Source organism: Gemmatimonadaceae bacterium, from assembly GCA_035533755.1.
Classification (GTDB): domain Bacteria; phylum Gemmatimonadota; class Gemmatimonadetes; order Gemmatimonadales; family Gemmatimonadaceae; genus JAGWRI01.
Genome location: DATLTC010000060.1, coordinates 86,064 through 102,931, shown reverse-complemented (window position 1 = coordinate 102,931; position 16,868 = coordinate 86,064). Strand labels below are relative to the sequence as shown.

The following is a 16,868-nucleotide window of genomic DNA, read 5'->3' as shown; positions in this document are numbered from 1 at the left end:
TGGTCAGATCGCCCACCCGTCGCGGAACTCCCGCTTCAGGTACTGGTTCAGCTCGGGCATGTTGGTCACCTGCATGTGCTCGGCATCATAATAGATCTTCTTGCCCTGGCCCGCCCGCACCGCCACGACGCCGAGCAGCATCGTCTCGGTGAGCTGCGACGCGTACGAGATCGGCGAACTCTCCTCGGCCAGTCCCTTGCACGCCAGCGCCCAGTTCCGCTCGTGGCTCACCGTGATCCGCGGGATCGTCTTCGGCACCGCGCGCGCCACGTCCATCAGCGACTCCGGGTAGCAGTGCGGATTCTCGCCGTACGTGTCGTTGTGGAGCACGCCCTTGTCGCCGATGAACAGGACCCCGCCGTCACTCTGGAGCGTCACGTCGTCGGGCAGCACGTCGGGGCGCGGCGGGAAGAGCCCACCGTCGTACCAGAAGAGCTTGACCGGCGGCTGCGAACCCCGCGCCGCGAACTGGTAGTGCACGGTCGTGGCCAGCGGATACGTCACCGGCACCCGGTACGGATGCGCCGGCTTCCCGTCGGGGCCCATCGCGCCGGCCACCGGCTGCACCACGCTCGTGCCCCAGGGCGTGGATGTGGCTTCGATGCTCGTGGGCTGCGTGAGCCCCAGCGCCCAGTACGGTTGATCGATCAGGTGCGCGCCCATGTCGCCCAGCGCGCCGATGCCGAAATCCGTCCACCCGCGCCAGTTGAACGGGTGGTAGATGGGGTGATACGCCACGTCCTCCGCCACCGGACCCAGGTACATATCCCAGCGCAGGCCCGGGGGCATGGGATAGTCGCCGGCCATGGCGTTGGCCAGCAAGTTGTCCACCGCGGCCTGGCCCCAACTCGTGCCAAAGCGCGCCGCCTGTTCGGGCGTGGCCTTGGCCGGACGCGGAATGCCCTGCGGCCAGTACCCCCAGGGGCGGTTGGTCCACACGTGGGCCTCACGCACGGTGCCGATGACGCCGGCCTGGATCCATTCGTTGATCAGGCGCGCCCCGTCGCCGGAGTGGCCCTGATTGCCCATCTGCGTCTTCACGCCCGTCTTGGCCGCCGTGGCCCGCAGCACCCGCGCCTCGTACACCGAATAGGTGAGGGGCTTCTGCACGTACACGTGCTTGCCGGCGAGCATCGCCGCGTTGGCGATCACCGCGTGGTTGTGGTCGGGGGTGGCCACCACCACGCCCTCGATGTCCTTCTGCTTCTCCAGCATCTCGCGCCAATCGGTGTACTTGGCGGCGGCGTCGAACTGCTCCTGGAGCTTGAGCCCGTCGGGGCGGGGGGTGCCGTCGCGGTTCTTGAGCTTGGCGGCGAGGTTGCGGCCGGAATACGCGAGATCCACGTCGCAGACGGCCACGATGCGCTCGGTTTTCGACAGCTCGAGCGCGTTCACCGATCCCATGCCGCCGAATCCGGCGATGGCCACCTGGAGCTGGTCGCTCGGGGCAACGTAGCCGGGCCCTCCCAGCACGTGGCGCGGGACGATGGTGGGAAATCCGTGGGGCAACACGAGGGCGCCGAGCGCCAGCTTGCTCGCGTCGGAAACGAATTCGCGGCGCGTGACTTTCTTTCGGGACATGGGACCGATCTCCGGTTTGTTATAGTCGCATTAGAGTGCACCCGGCGGCACCACGAGGTCAATCTCGCCGGCCGGTTGCCCGGGGGGGCGGATGGCCGGGGTCGTGGGGCTCCGGGGCGTCCGCCGGGGCCCGGAATGGCCAAAATCAGGGCGAAAAGCGGCATGAAACGCTGCATTCGACTAGATTGAAAGACAGCCTAACAGGAAGAGACGTGATCGAAGCATTCGAGTTTGTCGATCAGGACCGCACCTTCACGTGCACGGTGGAAGAAGCGCGGACGCCGGGAAACGAAGCGTGGTGGTGGTTCCGCGTTTCCACCGATGATCGGCAGCGGTATGCGCCCTTCCGGGCCAGCGCGCGTGACACCCAGAAGTCCGTGCGGGCACGGATTGTGGCGTATTACGACGACCTCCTGGTGCGCCGCGCCGCCCCGCCCACGCCGTACTGGCGTCGCGGACCGGGGCAGGGTGGCCAGCCGGCCGCCGCGGCAGCGCCCGCTGTCGAGGTGCCGGTCGAGGTGCCCGTGCCGGTCGCCAAGGGCGTGGCCGCGAAAGGCGTGGCCGCCAAGGGTGCGGTGGCCAAGGGCGTGGCCGCCAAAGCCAAGGCTCGCCCTGCCAAGTAGGTCCGCGGCGTTCGCCTAGACCCGCCGCGCGCGTTCGCGCAGGCGGTCGGCGAGAATGTGCACGCGGTCTCCCAACCCGGACTGCAGGTCGGCGTCGAACAACTTTCGCATCCGCTCGCTGGCGATGGGGCGGAGCGCGGCGAGATCGGCGGCGATGTCGCGCGCCAGCCCCGGCCACTCCTGGGGCTGGATGCCCGCCGTGGGCTGCCATCCGTGGTTCCGGGCGTCGATCCACGAGTCCCAGAAGGTGAGCGCGATGCGCAACTCCGTGAGCTCGCCGGCATCGCCCAACGGGAACGCGTGCTCGAAGCTGTCGAACCGCCGGCCGATCTCGTCGTAGCGGCCGGCGTCGTGCGCGTCGGCATCCGTGACGAGGTTCCGGACCAGGGTCTCGCGCGCTGCGGCAGTGGTGAGCACCAGCCTTCCCGGTGGAGATGAGCGAACGGCCCGCCCTCGACGCGGCCTGCGCGATCGGGCGCCGTCTAGACTGAGTATAGCCGGATCGTGAGCGGCTGGGGCGGCGCCACGGCGTCGTCGATTGTGAGGCGCACGCGCGAGACCATGACCGGCTCGAGGCGATCGAGCTTGGCGTAGCCGATGGTCGTCCCGCGAGAGAGCACGCGCCAGTCACCGCCGTCGGCGCCGTACAGCGTGTAGCCCGCCACGGCCTGTCCGCCCTCGATGCGTTCTTCCAGGCGCGCGATGCCCACGCGCGCCGCGCCATCGAGCGCCACCTCCAACTCCGCGGACCGCGGGCCGGTGGCGCGCCAGGACGCGCGTGCCCCCGAGGCGAGATCGTGGCCGAACAGGGTGTCGCGCCGATCGCGGAACTCGCGAAGCCGCGCCACGTCGACGTCGTGCAGCAGGCCCTCGCGTGTGGGGGGCACGTTGAGCAGCAGCTTGGAATTGCGGCCCACCGAGCTGAAGTACAGCTCGATCAACGATTCCACGCTCCGCACGCGGCGGTCCTCCGCGGCGTGGTAGAACCAGCCCGGCCGGATCGACACATCGGCTTCGGCAGGGCGCCATACCGGACCGGCGGGATCGCCGTGCTGCAGAGCGGGCGTGACGCCGGGCCCGCTGGCGCCGGGGTAGGGCACGGCGCCAGGATCGACCGTGGACCAGTTCGGGTCGCCGGCCACGCCGCGCTCGTTGCCGCACCACCGTATGTCGGGGCCGGCATCGGAGAACATGACCGCCCCGGGCTGCAGCCGGCGCACCAGCCCCCAGAACCGCGGCCAGTCGTACGTCTGCTTCCTCCCGTTGGGCCCCTCGCCGTTGGCGCCGTCGAACCACACTTCGGCGATCGTCCCGTAGTGCGTGAGCAGTTCGGTGAGCTGGTCGCAGTAGAGATCGTTGTAGCGCGGCGAGTCGCCGTACGCGGGGTTGTTGCGGTCCCAGGGCGACAGATAGAGTCCGGGGCGCAATCCCTCGGCGCGGCACGCGTCCACGAATTCCCGCACCACGTCGCCATGGCCGTCGCGCCATGGGCTGGATGCCACGGAATGCCTGGTGGTGGCGGTGGGCCAGAGACAGAATCCGTCGTGGTGCTTGGCGGTGAGGATCATGGCGCGGAATCCCGCGGCGCGCGCGGCGCGCGCCCACTGCCGCGGGTCGCAGTGCGCCGGATTGAAGATCGCCGGATCCTCATGGCCGTCGCCCCACTCGCGGTCGGTGAACGTGTTCACCCCGAAGTGGCAGAACATGGCCAGTTCGTCGCGCTGCCAGGCGAGCTGCGACGGCGACGGATGCGGCCGGCCCAGGGCCGGCGCCGGTGCCCACGCGCCGCGATGCGGCAGCCAGCACCCGGCCAGGGCCGCCGCGCCCGAGAGCACGAACGAGCGGCGGTCCATCCTACGCCGGCGACGCGAGCAGCGCCTGCAGATCCTTCTCGATGCGCTCGGGGGTGTCGGACGGCGCGTAGCGCCGGAGCACCGCGCCGTCCCGCCCGACGAGGAACTTCGTGAAGTTCCACTTGATGGCTTCGCTGCCGAGTACGCCGGTGGCCTCCGCCTTGAGATGGCGGTACAGCGGATGCACCCGGGGGCCGTTGACGTCGATCTTGGCGAACATCGGGAACGTGACGTCGTACGTGGTGGAGCAGAAGCGCTGGATCTCGGCCTCGTCGCCGGGCTCCTGGTGGCCGAACTGGTCGCAGGGGAATCCGAGGATCACGAACCCGAGCTTCTTGTACTTCCGATACAGCGCTTCGAGTCCCGTGTACTGCGGCGTGAACCCGCACTTGCTGGCCACGTTCACCACGAGCAGCACGCGGTCGCGATACGCGGCCAGCGTCTCCTCGCGCCCGTCGATGGTCGTGACCGCGACGTCGTGGATGTTCACGAGTGGCTCGCCGGGTCCGGCTTGCGGGCCAGCACCTGGACCACGGCCGACGGCCCGCGGTGGTACTTGCCCTCCGCCACTTCCCGCTCGGCGTCCTGCGCCAGCACGAAGTGCAGTCCCGAGAGTTCGTCTTCCAGCGCGGAGCGCGGGACCAGCAACTCCACGGCGCGGGGGCCGCCCGTTCCGAACGTGAGCTGGCGCGGCGTGTAGGCCTCGAGCACGAATACGCCGCCGGGCCGGAGGCCGGCGACCACGCGTTGGTGGACCTGCGCGCGCAGCGCGGCGGGCAGGTGCACGAAGATCGAGACGATCCCCGCCCATGCGCCGGGCTCGATCACGTAGTGCGCGAGGTCGGTCACGACGCACTCGACGTGCACGCCGCTGCGCTCGGCGAGTTCGCCGGCCCGCGCCATCCCCACCGCGGACTGATCCACGGCCGTGACCCGGTAGCCGAGCCTGGCCAGATGCGCGGCGTTGCGCCCCTGTCCTTCGGCGAGGCAGAGGACCGGGCCCGACGGGATCTGGCAGGCGACGGCGGCGAGGAACGCGTTGGGCTCGGTGCCGTACGCGTAGTCGGGTTCAGAATATCGAACGTCCCAGTCAGTCATGGCGATGTGGCGTTGGAACGGGAGACCACGGGCAGCGTCAGCGGGTGGACTCCGCGTCCATCCGCGCCACGATCACATAGCGCGCGGCGGAAGGCTGTCCGGGCGCGTGGCCGCCGTCCACGGCCACGTCCGCGGGCAGCCGGTGGATCGTGATGAACTGCGTGGGCACTTCGCGATCGTGCTCGTCGCGGAGATGGAGCGCGAAGGCATCCACGGCGCGTTGGGTTTCTACCACCCGGCGCACCGTCGAGTTCCGCCCGAGCGCCTGCCGGAGCAGCCGGAGCTGTTCGGCCTTCGGGATGCCGGCCAGCTCGTCGGGCGCGGGGAGCGGCGCGTCGGTCACGAATTCGCTCATTGCCGACTGCAGCGCGGAAAGGATGGGCTCGATCCGCTCGAAGGGCGGTTCGGGTTGGAACACACCGGTCTGCTGATCCGAATCGTCGCCGGGCGCACCGAGATCGGTGTAGCCGAGCAATTCGTCGTGACTCCAGAGTGTGTATTGCAGGACGGGGCCCGGTGCGGGTGAAAGGGGGTCCGAAATCATGGAGACGGCCGCGCCTCGGCGCTAGGGCGCCGCACCCAGGCGCTCGCGCACAGCGTGTGCGCCGCATGGGCCCCGCCAGGCTGCGGCCCTGCGTCGTAGCGGTGGATCAGTCCTTGTACGGATAGTCAGGATCCGCCAATCGTTCCGCCCGCGCCGTGGCGTCCGGGCCGGCGATGTCCTTGGCGTGATGCAGCAGCAGCGGGCTCAGATGCTGTCCGTAGCGCAGCACGCTCGCCGCGCGCTCGCGCCGTCCGAGCAGGAACGCGAGGAACGACTGGTCCTTCTTCTTCCCGTTGCACTCGGGGCAGCAGAGCAGCAGGTTGTCGCGCCGGTCGTAGGCCGTCTTGCCGCGGCGCGGCGTCACGTGGTCCAGCGTGATGAGGTCGGGATCGATGCGCCGCTCGCAGTAGGCGCACACCGGACCGTGGCGCGCCAGCAGCCAGCGGCGCGTCTCGGTGTACGCAGCGCGCGTCGTGGGCAGCGAGGTGTCCTGTTGCGCCGGACCGCGTCCACGTCCGCGGCGCGGGCTCCTGCGGCGGCCTGACGGCTGCTTCTTCACCATCGGCAGAGGGCAAGGGGTGGGCGGGCCGGAAGCGCTCGTGCCGTAACATAGCGTTCCGCGCTCCGGTCCTCACCCCCCAACCCCCTCCGGCCTGCCGCGCCGGCGCTCAGGGCGTGGGCGCCGGCAGGTGCAGCTCGATCCCCTCGGGCGGCGTCACGCCGAGGAGGTTCTGCACGAAGTAATCCCACGTGCGCCGGGTCACGTACGGCTCCGACCCGAACCCATGGTTGCGATTGGGCAGTACGAGCAGGTCGAAATTCTTGTTGGCCTTGATCAGGGCATTGATCAGGAGCAGGGAGTTCACCGGGCTCACGTTGTCGTCCATCGTGCCGTACATGATCAGCAGCTTGCCCTTGAGATTGGCGGCCAGCCGCTGGTTGGCCTGGCGGTCGTAGTTGTCGGTGCTGTCGCTGGTCTTCACGAGGAGGCCCTGGTACTTCTCCCCCCACGTGTAGTCGTAACTGCGGTTGTCGTGGTTGCCGGCCCGCGACACGGCCACCTTGAAGAAATCCGGATAGCGCAGCATCGCGTCGGTGGATGAGAACCCGCCGCCCGAGTGGCCGTAGATCCCCACCCGGTTGAGGTCGATCTGCGGGTACCGCACGGCGAGTTGCTCGATGCCGGTGACGAGATCGGGAATCCCGTTGTCGCCCATGTTGCCGTAGTACGTGTCGTGGAACGCCTTGGAGCGGAACGGCGTTCCCATGGCGTCGATCTCCACCACGAAGAACCCCAATTCGGCCATCGCCGCGTTGCTGCTGCGCAGCGCCGAGGCGAACGTGCGGTCCCCGATCGGGCCGACCTGCGGACCGGGGTAGATGTAGTCGATGATCGGGTAGTGCTTGGTGGAATCGAAGGTGGACGGACGGTAGAGCACCCCGTACAGGTCGGTGATGCCGTCGCGGGCCTTGACCGTGATCGGGGTGGGGTACTTCCAACCGGTGGCGAACAGGCGGCTGGCGTCGGCCCGCTGCACCTCGTGGACGAGGGTGCCGTCGGCGCGGCGCACTACCGTGACCGGGGTGGCGTCGAGCCGCGAATAGTTGTCCAGGAACTCGTTGCCGGACGGCGCGAACGACACGTCGTGGTCGGCGTTCTCCGGCGTGAGCAGTTGCATGCCCGTGCCGTCGAGCTTCACGCGATAGAGAAACCGGAAGTACGGATCGCGGCCCGGCTCCCGCCCCCGCGCCGTGAAATACACCCAGCCGCCGGTCTCGTCCACGCGCAGCACGTCGCCCACCGTCCAGTCGCCGCCCGTGATGCGGTGTTCCAGCGCGCCGGTCCGCGCATTGTACAGATAGAGGTGCGCCCACCCGTCGCGCTCGGAGAACCAGATCACCTCGCGGCCGTGGCTCAGCGGCCGCCAGTCTGGCACGCCCCCCGAGGCGAGGTTGGTCTCCACGAACGTCTTGCTCCGCTCGGTGAGCACCGTGCGCGCGTGGCCGGTGCCCGGATCCACGTCCAGCAGATCGAGCGCGTGATACCCGCGGTGGCCGTAGGTCATGAACAGGTGCTCGCTCGTGGGATCCCACTTCACGTCCTTGAACACGCTGTCCTGCGTGGTGAGCCAGCAGCACGTGGTGTTCACCGCCGGCTGCGGCGGACGGTCCACCTTCACCCCGCGGCCCGCCGCCACGTCGAACACGTACATGTCGTAGGTCGGGATCACGGAGTCGCCGGGCAGCGCGTAGGGATACGTGTGCAGCACGAACGCCGGGCTCTTGGTCTCGAGCAGGTACATGCGGCGCACGCCGCGCTCGTCCATCTTGTAGGTGGCGATGTATTTGGAGTTGGGCGACCATGCGAGCACCGGCCGCTGCGGCAGGTGGCGCACGACGGTGGTCACCTGCGCGCAGCAGCCGGTGGGCTTGGCGTATCCGTCGTCGGGGCCGGCGTCGTTCGTGAGCTGCACCTCGTGCCCCGTGGCCACGTCGCGCACCCAGAGGTTGTCCTGGCGCGTGAACGCCACCCACTTGCCGTCGGGCGACGCGACCTCGGTCACGCGATCGAGCGGCATCGTGTCGGGCCCCGCGCACGAGTAGCTGACGATGCTGCACGTCCACTGGCGGTTCTTGCCCACGGAGAACCGGACGCTCCGGTCGCCGTCCACGAACCGGATCTCGCGGAACGGCAGGGCGCGCGGGTCGTACGCGGTGTCGGCCGCCACCGACAGCGCCGCGGCGAGCCGCGCCTGGTCGAACGCCGGCTGCCGGATGCCGGTGGTGGCATCCACCATCATGAATGCGTAGCCCTGCGCCGACCGGTTGCGATACCAGAACCGGTCGGCGCTCATCCAGTGCGGCTGCACGGCATCGTCGATGACCAACTCCTGCGCGTTGGGCCCGAGAAACTGCTCGGCGCGCGCGTAGTCGTCGCGCGTGCCCTGCGCGGCGCTCGCCGCCGGATGCAGCGAGACCGCGAGGAGCGCGCCCGCGGCGGCGAGCGCGAGACGATGAGCGGGGGACGAGGACGTCCTGCGAGACGACGACATGTCGGGGTGTCTCCGATGAGCGTCAGTGAATGGTGGGCGCGGGCGCATGCGCGCCCGCCGGAGTGGCTGCCACGCGGTCGCCGTCCTGCCAACGGGCCGTCCACGCGGCCGGCTCCCCGCGCAGATAGCGATCGTACCAGTCGAGCATCACGCCCCACAGGTGGCGCGAGATCGACGGCTTGGAATTGATCCCGTGATTCTCGCCGTACACGCGCACGAGTTCGGCGTCGCGGCCCAGCATGCGGAGCGCCGTGAACATCTGCTCGCTCTCGTTCTCCGGCACGTTGGTGTCCGAGGTCCCGTGGATGAGCAGCATCGGGGTGTGGATCTTGTCGGCGCTGAACAACGGCGACCGGTCCACGTACACGTCGCGGCGGTTCCAGGGATAGCACGACGGACAGGTGCCTTCGGTGTAGCTGTAGCCCGTCCAGCCCACGCCCCAGTAGTCGGCGATGTTGCTGATGCCCGAGATCTCGATCGACGTATGGAAGATGGACGTGCGCGTGGCCATGTGCATGGTCATGAAGCCGCCGTACGAGTGGCCGAAGTTGCCCACCCGCGCGGCATCCACGAACGCGTGCGTCTTCTCGAATTGCTGCACGCCCTCGATGATGTCGGTGCCGGCCGGGTAGCCCCAGTCGTTGATGTGCAGGTCGGCGAACGCCTGGCCGTAGCCGGGCGCGCCGGCGGGATTGCACATCCAGATCACGTAGCCATTGTCGGCGAACCAGACCAGCCGTGGGTCGAACGTCTCCTTCATGGGCAGCGTGCCGCCGTAGTAGTGCACGATCATCGGGTACGTCCTGGTGGAGTCGAATCCCGGCGGCAGCCAGTACCAACTCTCGATCTTCGCGCCGCGGCTGTCGGTGAAGCTCCACGGCCGCCAGGTGGGCAACTCCACGGCCGACGTCAGCACGCCGTCCGAGGGGCGCTCGAGCGACACGGCCGCGCCGCCGTCCAACGGAATGCGGTACACCACGGCGGGAGACACGGGCGTCTGGATGGCCGCCACCATCGTCGTCCCGGCAAAGTCGTACGCCGTGATGTTGTTGCCGGGCATGGCCACGGCTTCGAGCCGGGGACGCTGGGCCAGCGAACTCGGCACCGGGCCCGACGTGCGCGCCGGAATGGTCTGCGCGCCCTCGTCCGCCGTGACGTAGATGCGCCCGTCGGCCTTGCTCCAGTACAGCGGCTTGCTGCACGCCACCGCGGGAACGAATCCGGCGCTCAGATGCACCAGCGACGGCCGGTCCACCGTGGTGGCATACAGCTCGTTCTCGTACACGCTGAACGTGGGCGCCGGATGCGGCTGCAGCTCCTCGGCGCTGGCGCAGAACGCCACCGCCTTGCCGTCGGGCGACCAGGCGAACGCCGTGGGCGCGCCGAAGGCCTCGCGCGGCAGATCGAGCAGCTTGTGCACGCTGCGGTCGCGCAGGTCGAGCATCCAGATCTCGGCGCGCACCCAGGGGGGCGCCGAGTCGGTGCGCACGCTGCGCGCGAACACGATCTCCCGTCCGTCGGGCGACACGGTGGGCGCTTCGGCGGAGGTGAGCGTGTCGGCCAGCAGTTGCACGCGCGTGCCCTGCGCCACGTCGAGCGCGAACAGCTGCGCCTTCTCGGGATAGAACGACCAGCGGTCCCACACGTCGGACAGCCGCTGCAGGTCGCCGGGCTTGTAGCTCTCGGCTTCTCCGATGTGCTTGGCGGCGGTGTAGTAGATCCACCGCCCGTCGGGCGACCAATCCACGGCGCCGAGCCCGCGCTCGCCGCGCAGCAGGCGCCGGCTCGCGCCCGTGGCCGGATCCCAGATCCAGAGATCGCGGCCGGGCGCGCCCTTCTCGTCGGTGGCGGTCTCGTATGCGAGCGCGCTCCCGTCGCGCGACCACCGCGGGGCCCCGATGCCAGGGCCGCGGATCTGCGCCAACAGCTTGCCGCTGGTGAGATCGTGGATCTCGAGCACGGTGGCGAAGTCGTCGTTGGTGTCGTCGACGCGGCGCGCCACCCAGGCCACGCGGTTCCCCGGCGCGTCGATGGCGATGCCGTTCACGTCGGTCGTGGCCATCAACTCGGCCAGCGACGCGGCGTGCCGCGGATCGCTGCTCGACGTGATCGTCGCGCCGGGCGTGAGGGGCTCCACCGACGCCGTCAGCGCCATTCCGGCGCCCGGGCGCACCACCGCCTCCACGAGCAGCACGTGCTTGCCGCGTTCGAGGGCGACGGTCTCTCCGTGCACGGGCGCTCCGTCCATCGAGACCACGCGCGCGCTGCCGCCGGACACGGTGACGCGCGCCCGCGTCCACCGATCGGCGTCGAGGTACGTTGCCGCGAAGGCGAGCGAGGGCGCCGCGGCCTCGAGTTGCAGGGTACCGCCAGTCTCGGTGCGCGCCTGCCATCGCGCCGTCGTGCCGTCAATCCACGCCTCGGCGTCGCCGGCCGCCGGCCATGCGTGGGCGAGCGAGACGTGGCCCGACGCGAGGAGCGCCGAGTCGCTCGCGGCGCCGAAGGCGGGCGCCACCGCCGGCACCGGGCCGAGCACGACCCATCGGGCGACGTTGGCCGGGCGGCCGCCGCCGTGCGCGGCAGCGACGACGAGCGCGCCGGCCCACAGGCGGACGTTCGCGGTGAATCCAGGACGTGTCATGATCACGCTCCTCCGAGCGGCGGGAATGATTCCGGATATGGCGGGCAGGGCGCTGCGGCGCCCGCGTTCAGGCCGGAACGACCTGGAGCACCGCCTGCATGTCCGGGCTGTGATAGGTGCAGCGGTATGGGAAGGTCCCCACCTGATTGGCGGTCCACATGAAGTTGCCGACGGGCGGGATGTCTCCGGAGTCTCCCCACGGGCCTCCGGTCACCGTGTGCGTGTGCTTGCCCACGTTGTACCAGCACACGCCCGTGCCGAGCGGCACGACGACGGTGGCGTTGGGCAGCCCGTACGGCTGCTCCTGGTAGAAGAAGTCGCCGGCGTAGATCTCGCGGTCGATGGCGCCGAGGCCGCCGAGCTGGATCTGGAAGTGCACCACGGTGGCCTGATTGGCCGCCACGGTGATTCGCACCGGATTGTCAAACGTCTCGGGCACGTCGGCCAGATTGCCGCCCCAGAAGCGGAGTTGATACGGGCCAACGTCGATACTTCCTAGAGTGAAGTTGCCGGCGGCGTCGACGTCCGCGTAGACGTCCTGGTTGAGTCCGGCATTCGTGAGCAGATAGATGCGACCCACGGCCTGCGGCTTTCCCTGCAGATCGGCCACCGTGCCGCTCACGGTGCCCGTGGGGTTGGCCGCGGGCGCCGTGCTCGTGCCGCCGGCGCAATCGCCGAGCAGCGCCGTGGCGGAGAACAGCGCGGCCGCCGAGCCGACCGTGGCGAGGAACTCTCGGCGGGTGACGCTCGGCGGCGTTCCGGGCGTCGCGTTATCGCGCGGGGTGTGACGACTCATGACACGCCTTCCTGGAAGGACCGCCATCGGGCGGGAATGGGGCACAGCCGGGGTGGGCCATCTGCCCACCCCGGCTGTTTGCAGCGTACGACATGCGGCGCACCGCTCAACTCAGACCGGGGCACTTACCTCCGCCGGGTCCGATGGCGCGATTGTTCTGTACCTCGTTGTAGGAGAGTGGCAGTTTGAGGGCTCGGCCCGGTCCGACGCGTGATTTCATGAGACCAAACCGACTGAGGTCTTCAAGGCGATCGCCCTGCGCGAACATCTGCGCGAACCGCTCCTGCAACAGCATGTTGAACACACCCGTCTGCGGATTGGCGCCGGGCACGCTCAGCGCCGGCAGCCCGACCGCGAGGCGATTGACGTTCATTTCGGCAATCGCCGTGTTGTAGTCGCCGGCGTGCCACGCCACCTCGGCCTGGATCAGGTTCATCTCGGCCGAGTTGGTGATCGGGATCGGCGAGGCCAGGCTGAGGTACTTGCTCATGCTGTAGAACGGCGAGACGCCGTCGGCACCGTACCAATAGCCGTGACCGTTGTTGTTATCGTGGCCCAGCGGAATGCGCGGATCGTCCTGGCCGCTGAGCGGATCGCGCATGTACCCGTTGAGCGTGTCCACGTACTGATCCCACGTGTTGCGGATGGTGTAGGAGCGGTTATTGGTGAAGGTACCTTGAACCGTCATCGCGTTGTTCTGGGATCCGCTGTTGGTGGAGAAGATGGCGTCGTATTCGAATCCCGGCGACACCGCCTTGGCGTAGGTCAGCGCATCGGCATAGTTGCCGAGCATCAAGCTGGCCCGGGCAATGCCGGCATTGGCCAGGTCGAGCCGCGCCTGGCGGGCGGACGCGGGCGAGAAGTGGGCATTCTGGATGAGCGGGAGCAGCGCCTTCAGGCTGTCCACCGCCTGCTTGAACATCGCGGTATCGGACACGGCGGCGAGGCCGGGCGCTGGCGGGGATTCGCAGAAACCCATTGCCAGTTCGAGGTCCGCCCAGGCCCTCGTGATTTCCACCTGGATGAACAGGGGACTGGTATGGGCTGAATCGCCCATCACGCTCTCGAACCGCTGCGCGGCCGAAATGGCGTCGTAGCGTGCCCGCAGCAATTGGTCGTCCGGCGTGGTGTAATCGTTGCCTCCGCCAGGCCAGTTCGCGACGACGACGCCGTCGGAGACTTGTTTCCAGGCGATCCAGGTGCTGGAGTTCTGCAATTCGTCCGACAGCATGCCCGTCATGATCGACAGGTACGCCATCGACAACTGGAAGTTGCCCTCGGCGCCGGCCGCCACGGCGGGCAGCAGTCTGGCGCTGTTCGCGGCTGCGTTGGTGAATGCTTGGGGGTTCTGTACCTGCAGGATGTCGTGGCATGCCGTTACCAGCACCACCGACACCGCCGCCAGAGCGCATCCCGCCACTCGAGCCCCGCGGTTGAACAGATCACGCATGATCGGTATCTCCAAGTGAGAAGTCCGCGCTGGCCGGCCGCGTGATACACGCGGCCGGTTCACGCGATGCTAGTATCGACTGCGAACGGTGATGCGGAACTGACGCGGTGCCGGATCGGTGAGGAACGCCGACGCCACGTTGAACGCGGAAGCCCCGGCCCAGTTGGTGTACGGATCCTGACAGGCGCAGTGGTCCCACCACATGATGTTGTGCGCCGAGAGCGTGAGCGTGGTCTGGCCGAGCCGGGCCATCGACGACAGCGCCTGCGGCACCTGCCAGGCCAGCGAGATCTCGCGCAGCTCCACGTTGTCGCGCGACCTGATGTCCGTGAACCGCGACCAGAGGGCCACGGCCGAGTCGGCCGCCGGCGTGTCCACCCCACCGGGGCCGAGCAGCGCCAGGTATTCGTCACCCGCGTGCTGGCGGAACCGGTACGGCCGGTCGCCGTTGTTGAACACCGCGCCCTGGGCCATGGTGAACAGCACGTAGGCCTGGAAGCGCTGCCACCGCACCGTGGGGCTGTACGACATGTTGAACGTGGGCATCGGCGGCCCGAAGAACACCGCGGTGTCGGTGGACGTCCAGGTCTTGGTGGTGGAATTGTACGCCTTGGGCGCCACGGCCCAGACCCCGCCTACCGGGTAGCCGACGCGTACCGTGGTCGTGGGCGTCGCCGTGCCGAGGCTCGTGATCTTGTTGTGGTTGCCGTCGAACTTGATGTCGTTGTGGAATTCGAAATCGCCCTTCTCGATCGTGACCCAGTTGAAGCTCAGGTCCCAGCCGTGGTTCACGATGCCGCCCACGTTCTGCTGCTGCGCGTTGTTGAAGCCCGCGCTGGGCGGCAGCGGGATGGCGAGAATCGCGTCGTGCGTGCCCGACGTGAAGACCGAGCCCGACACGCCGAGGCGGTCGTGGAAGAACCCGGCGTCGAACCCGGCGTCGAACTCGGTGGTGACCTCGGGCTGCAGGTTCAGGTTGCCGGGGCTGTTCGGCACCAGCGACGGCGTGTTCACGAACACGGCGCCCGGCGCCAGCGTCAGGAACGAATCGTACGGTCCGGGGGCCTTGCCGGCCTTGCCGATGGCGCCGCGCAGCTTGAAGCTGTTGATGAACGAGGGCAGCCAGGAATATCCGTCGAGGTTGTACGCCACGTCGATCTTGGGATACTTCTGGAAGCCGTAGTTCTTGCCGAACGCGCTGTTGCCGTCGATGCGCAGCCCGACCGTGCTGTACAGGCGATCGCCGAACGAGAAGCGATCCTGCACCAGGCCGCCCAGGTTCACCTGGTGCGTGTAGATCTCGCCGCCGTACGTCTGCGACGCCGACGACACGGTGGAGACGCCCGGTCCGGCGAACACCTTGCCGATCGCGGCGCTCAGCCACTCGGTGGTGTAGTAGCCCTGGCCGCCGAACGACAGGTTGGACCCGATGCCGAACGGCAGCTTGAAGGTGACCTGTCCCAGGTAGTCGGCGGTGTACGTGGACTGGTTGCGGAAGTCGTCGTCCTTCTCGCCGTTGTTCACGTACGCGGCGCCGTAGTTGCCGTCGGGGGGGAAGAAGCGGACCTTCGCCTCGCCCACCAGATCGCTGCCCACGGTCAGGCGGTTCTGGAAGTTGGGCGTGGTCTGGTAGTTGATGGTCATGCCGCCGGTCCAGTGGTTGGCGGAGTTGTACGACGTCATGCGCTGGATGTCGGCCACCGAGACCCAGGCTTCGCCGTACGGGCGGAGCGCCGTGGCCTGGCGGGGATCGCCGTTCGAGGCGTTGCCGGTCAGCGTCGTCCAGTTGTTGCCCGACTGCAGGGCGTCGATGAAGTTGTGATCGAACGCCGAGCGCACGGCGAACGACCACTTGTCGGCCGCGTCCCACGTCACGTTCATGCGCAGGTTGCCGCGCTTCTCGTCGTTGGGCTGGAGGCTGCCCACCTCGTCGGTGTAGCCGCCCGACACGAAGTAGGTGGCCTTCTGCGCGCCGCCCTGCACCTCGACGTTGTACTCGCCGTACGGGCCGTTGCCGATGAGCGTCTTGTTCATGTCGAGCGCGCGCGTGCCGTCCTTGCCCACGAAGTTGGGATAGAGCTTGGTGGGATAGTTGGGGCGCTGGCGGTCGAAGCCCGTGCCGGCTTCGACGGTCCACTGCGGCGGGCTGTCGGTCTTGCCCTTCTTGGTGAAGATCTGGATCACGCCGTTGCTGGCCTCCGAGCCGTACAGCGTGGCGGCCGCGGCGCCCTTGAGGATCTCGATGTGATCGATGTCGTCGGGGTTGATGTCCGACAGGCGATCTTCCGCCACGCCGCCGTTGAAGTTGCAGCAGCCCTGGTTGCCCAGGCTGGCGGTCCAGTCGGTGGCGCGCGTGTCGACCTTGACGCCGTCGATGTAGACCACGGGGCGCTGGTCGAGCGCGAAACTCGACGCGCCGCGGATGCGCAGATCCATCGCGCCGCCCACGCCGCCGCCCACGCTCACCGAGCGCAGGCCGGCCACCTGGCCTTCCAACAGTTGCGTCATGTCGTTGGACGGCTTGAGGGCCTGCACCTGCGCCACGTTCACGATGGCCAGGGGCGCCCCGAGCTCGCGCTTGGACACCGCCCCGCCCGTGCCCGTGGTCACGACCTCGTTGAGTTCCACCGCGCTCACGTTGAGCACGAAATCGGCGGTCACCATGCCCTCGGAGGGGACGGTCACGTTCTTGGTCAAGGGCCGGTAGCCGATGCGCTGCACGTGCACCGACACCGCGCCGCTCGCGCCGCGGATGACGTAGTGGCCACGGCCGTCCGTGGTGCCGCCGAGCTTCGTGCCGACGATCGACACCAGCGCACCCTCGATGGGTTGCTGCGACACGCGGTCACGGACGGTGCCTTCGACGAGGCCCGACTGGGCCTGCGCGGCGGCGAGTGGAACGGCTGTGAGCGTCACGACGACGCTCGCCAGGGCCAGCACTGCCGGCACCAGGCGCAGCCGCAGGAAACTGCGGAATCGCTCCATGGGGTCCCCCGGAGGAGGGTGGTGAGAAAGGGAACACTGCTGCGGCGAGGGGCCGCGTCTGCATGGACGGCGCACGCGCGCGCGTCCAGGAAGCCCAATCGGGAAGGAAACCGGCAATCAGCGGCTCGTACGCCAGCGCTCGATGCCGGGGTGGGGAAGGAGGAAGGGCACTGCAGATACTCGACGCGCGCTCACCGCAGCGGAGATCGATCGGGTGGGTCCGCGGGGGCGACGTTCACCGGTC

At 68.8% G+C, this 16,868-nt stretch carries 13 protein-coding genes; 1 reads left to right on the top strand and 12 read right to left on the bottom strand.

The features are described 5' to 3' along the window. Positions 1 to 3: 3 nt before the first annotated feature. A complete protein-coding gene (locus VNE60_09315) occupies positions 4 to 1,581 on the bottom strand; it encodes a Gfo/Idh/MocA family oxidoreductase (GenBank protein HVB31708.1) in 1,578 nt (525 codons plus the stop codon). A 212-nt stretch (positions 1,582 to 1,793) separates the two neighbouring features. Here VNE60_09315 and VNE60_09310 point away from each other — a divergent pair, with 212 nt between their 5' ends. Next, positions 1,794 to 2,204: a hypothetical protein gene (locus tag VNE60_09310; protein ID HVB31707.1), complete on the top strand. Its 411-nt coding sequence runs from the start codon at positions 1,794 to 1,796 to the stop codon at positions 2,202 to 2,204. Between the two features lie 15 nt (positions 2,205 to 2,219). Here VNE60_09310 and VNE60_09305 read toward each other — a convergent pair whose 3' ends face one another. From VNE60_09305 to VNE60_09255, 11 genes are all read right to left on the bottom strand, one after another. After that, positions 2,220 to 2,621 carry a hypothetical protein gene (locus VNE60_09305; GenBank protein HVB31706.1) on the bottom strand — a complete coding sequence of 134 codons (402 nt, stop codon included), beginning with the start codon at positions 2,619 to 2,621 and terminating at the stop codon, positions 2,220 to 2,222. 65 nt (positions 2,622 to 2,686) lie between these two features. Next, positions 2,687 to 4,057, bottom strand: coding sequence for an alpha-L-fucosidase (locus tag VNE60_09300; protein ID HVB31705.1), 1,371 nt, complete (start codon positions 4,055 to 4,057; stop codon positions 2,687 to 2,689). Position 4,058: 1 nt separating this feature from the next. Then, positions 4,059 to 4,547: a glutathione peroxidase gene (locus VNE60_09295; GenBank protein HVB31704.1), complete on the bottom strand. Its 489-nt coding sequence runs from the start codon at positions 4,545 to 4,547 to the stop codon at positions 4,059 to 4,061. After that, complete coding sequence (locus VNE60_09290; GenBank protein ID HVB31703.1) at positions 4,544 to 5,155, bottom strand: class I SAM-dependent methyltransferase; 612 nt, start codon at positions 5,153 to 5,155, stop codon at positions 4,544 to 4,546. The genes VNE60_09295 and VNE60_09290 overlap by 4 nt, the downstream gene beginning before the upstream one ends. Before the next feature lie 37 nt (positions 5,156 to 5,192). After that, entirely contained in the window at positions 5,193 to 5,699 is a 507-nt protein-coding gene (locus tag VNE60_09285) for a hypothetical protein (GenBank protein HVB31702.1), read from the bottom strand. 106 nt (positions 5,700 to 5,805) lie between these two features. Then, complete coding sequence (locus tag VNE60_09280; protein HVB31701.1) at positions 5,806 to 6,261, bottom strand: HNH endonuclease signature motif containing protein; 456 nt, start codon at positions 6,259 to 6,261, stop codon at positions 5,806 to 5,808. A gap of 106 nt (positions 6,262 to 6,367) precedes the next feature. Further along, positions 6,368 to 8,752, bottom strand: coding sequence for a DPP IV N-terminal domain-containing protein (locus VNE60_09275; GenBank protein HVB31700.1), 2,385 nt, complete (start codon positions 8,750 to 8,752; stop codon positions 6,368 to 6,370). 22 nt (positions 8,753 to 8,774) lie between these two features. Continuing rightward, positions 8,775 to 11,393 (bottom strand): S9 family peptidase, encoded by a 2,619-nt coding sequence (locus VNE60_09270; protein HVB31699.1) that lies wholly within the window; start codon positions 11,391 to 11,393, stop codon positions 8,775 to 8,777. 67 nt (positions 11,394 to 11,460) lie between these two features. Next, a complete protein-coding gene (locus VNE60_09265) occupies positions 11,461 to 12,189 on the bottom strand; it encodes a hypothetical protein (protein HVB31698.1) in 729 nt (242 codons plus the stop codon). 106 nt (positions 12,190 to 12,295) lie between these two features. Further along, positions 12,296 to 13,639 carry a RagB/SusD family nutrient uptake outer membrane protein gene (locus VNE60_09260; protein ID HVB31697.1) on the bottom strand — a complete coding sequence of 448 codons (1,344 nt, stop codon included), beginning with the start codon at positions 13,637 to 13,639 and terminating at the stop codon, positions 12,296 to 12,298. 69 nt (positions 13,640 to 13,708) lie between these two features. Next, positions 13,709 to 16,624 carry a TonB-dependent receptor gene (locus VNE60_09255; GenBank protein ID HVB31696.1) on the bottom strand — a complete coding sequence of 972 codons (2,916 nt, stop codon included), beginning with the start codon at positions 16,622 to 16,624 and terminating at the stop codon, positions 13,709 to 13,711. Between the last annotated feature and the right edge of the window lie 244 nt (positions 16,625 to 16,868).

Excerpts from the sequence above, each read along its gene's own strand:
- VNE60_09270 (HVB31699.1), bottom strand. The coding sequence starts at position 11,393 with ATGACACGTCCTGGATTCACCGCGAACGTCCGCCTGTGGGCCGGCGCG.
- VNE60_09290 (HVB31703.1), bottom strand. The coding sequence starts at position 5,155 with ATGACTGACTGGGACGTTCGATATTCTGAACCCGACTACGCGTACGGC.
- VNE60_09260 (HVB31697.1), bottom strand. The coding sequence starts at position 13,639 with ATGCGTGATCTGTTCAACCGCGGGGCTCGAGTGGCGGGATGCGCTCTG.
- VNE60_09285 (HVB31702.1), bottom strand. The coding sequence starts at position 5,699 with ATGATTTCGGACCCCCTTTCACCCGCACCGGGCCCCGTCCTGCAATAC.
- VNE60_09300 (HVB31705.1), bottom strand. The coding sequence starts at position 4,057 with ATGGACCGCCGCTCGTTCGTGCTCTCGGGCGCGGCGGCCCTGGCCGGG.
- VNE60_09280 (HVB31701.1), bottom strand. The coding sequence starts at position 6,261 with ATGGTGAAGAAGCAGCCGTCAGGCCGCCGCAGGAGCCCGCGCCGCGGA.
- VNE60_09275 (HVB31700.1), bottom strand. The coding sequence starts at position 8,752 with ATGTCGTCGTCTCGCAGGACGTCCTCGTCCCCCGCTCATCGTCTCGCG.
- VNE60_09315 (HVB31708.1), bottom strand. The coding sequence starts at position 1,581 with ATGTCCCGAAAGAAAGTCACGCGCCGCGAATTCGTTTCCGACGCGAGC.
- VNE60_09255 (HVB31696.1), bottom strand. The coding sequence starts at position 16,624 with ATGGAGCGATTCCGCAGTTTCCTGCGGCTGCGCCTGGTGCCGGCAGTG.
- VNE60_09265 (HVB31698.1), bottom strand. The coding sequence starts at position 12,189 with ATGAGTCGTCACACCCCGCGCGATAACGCGACGCCCGGAACGCCGCCG.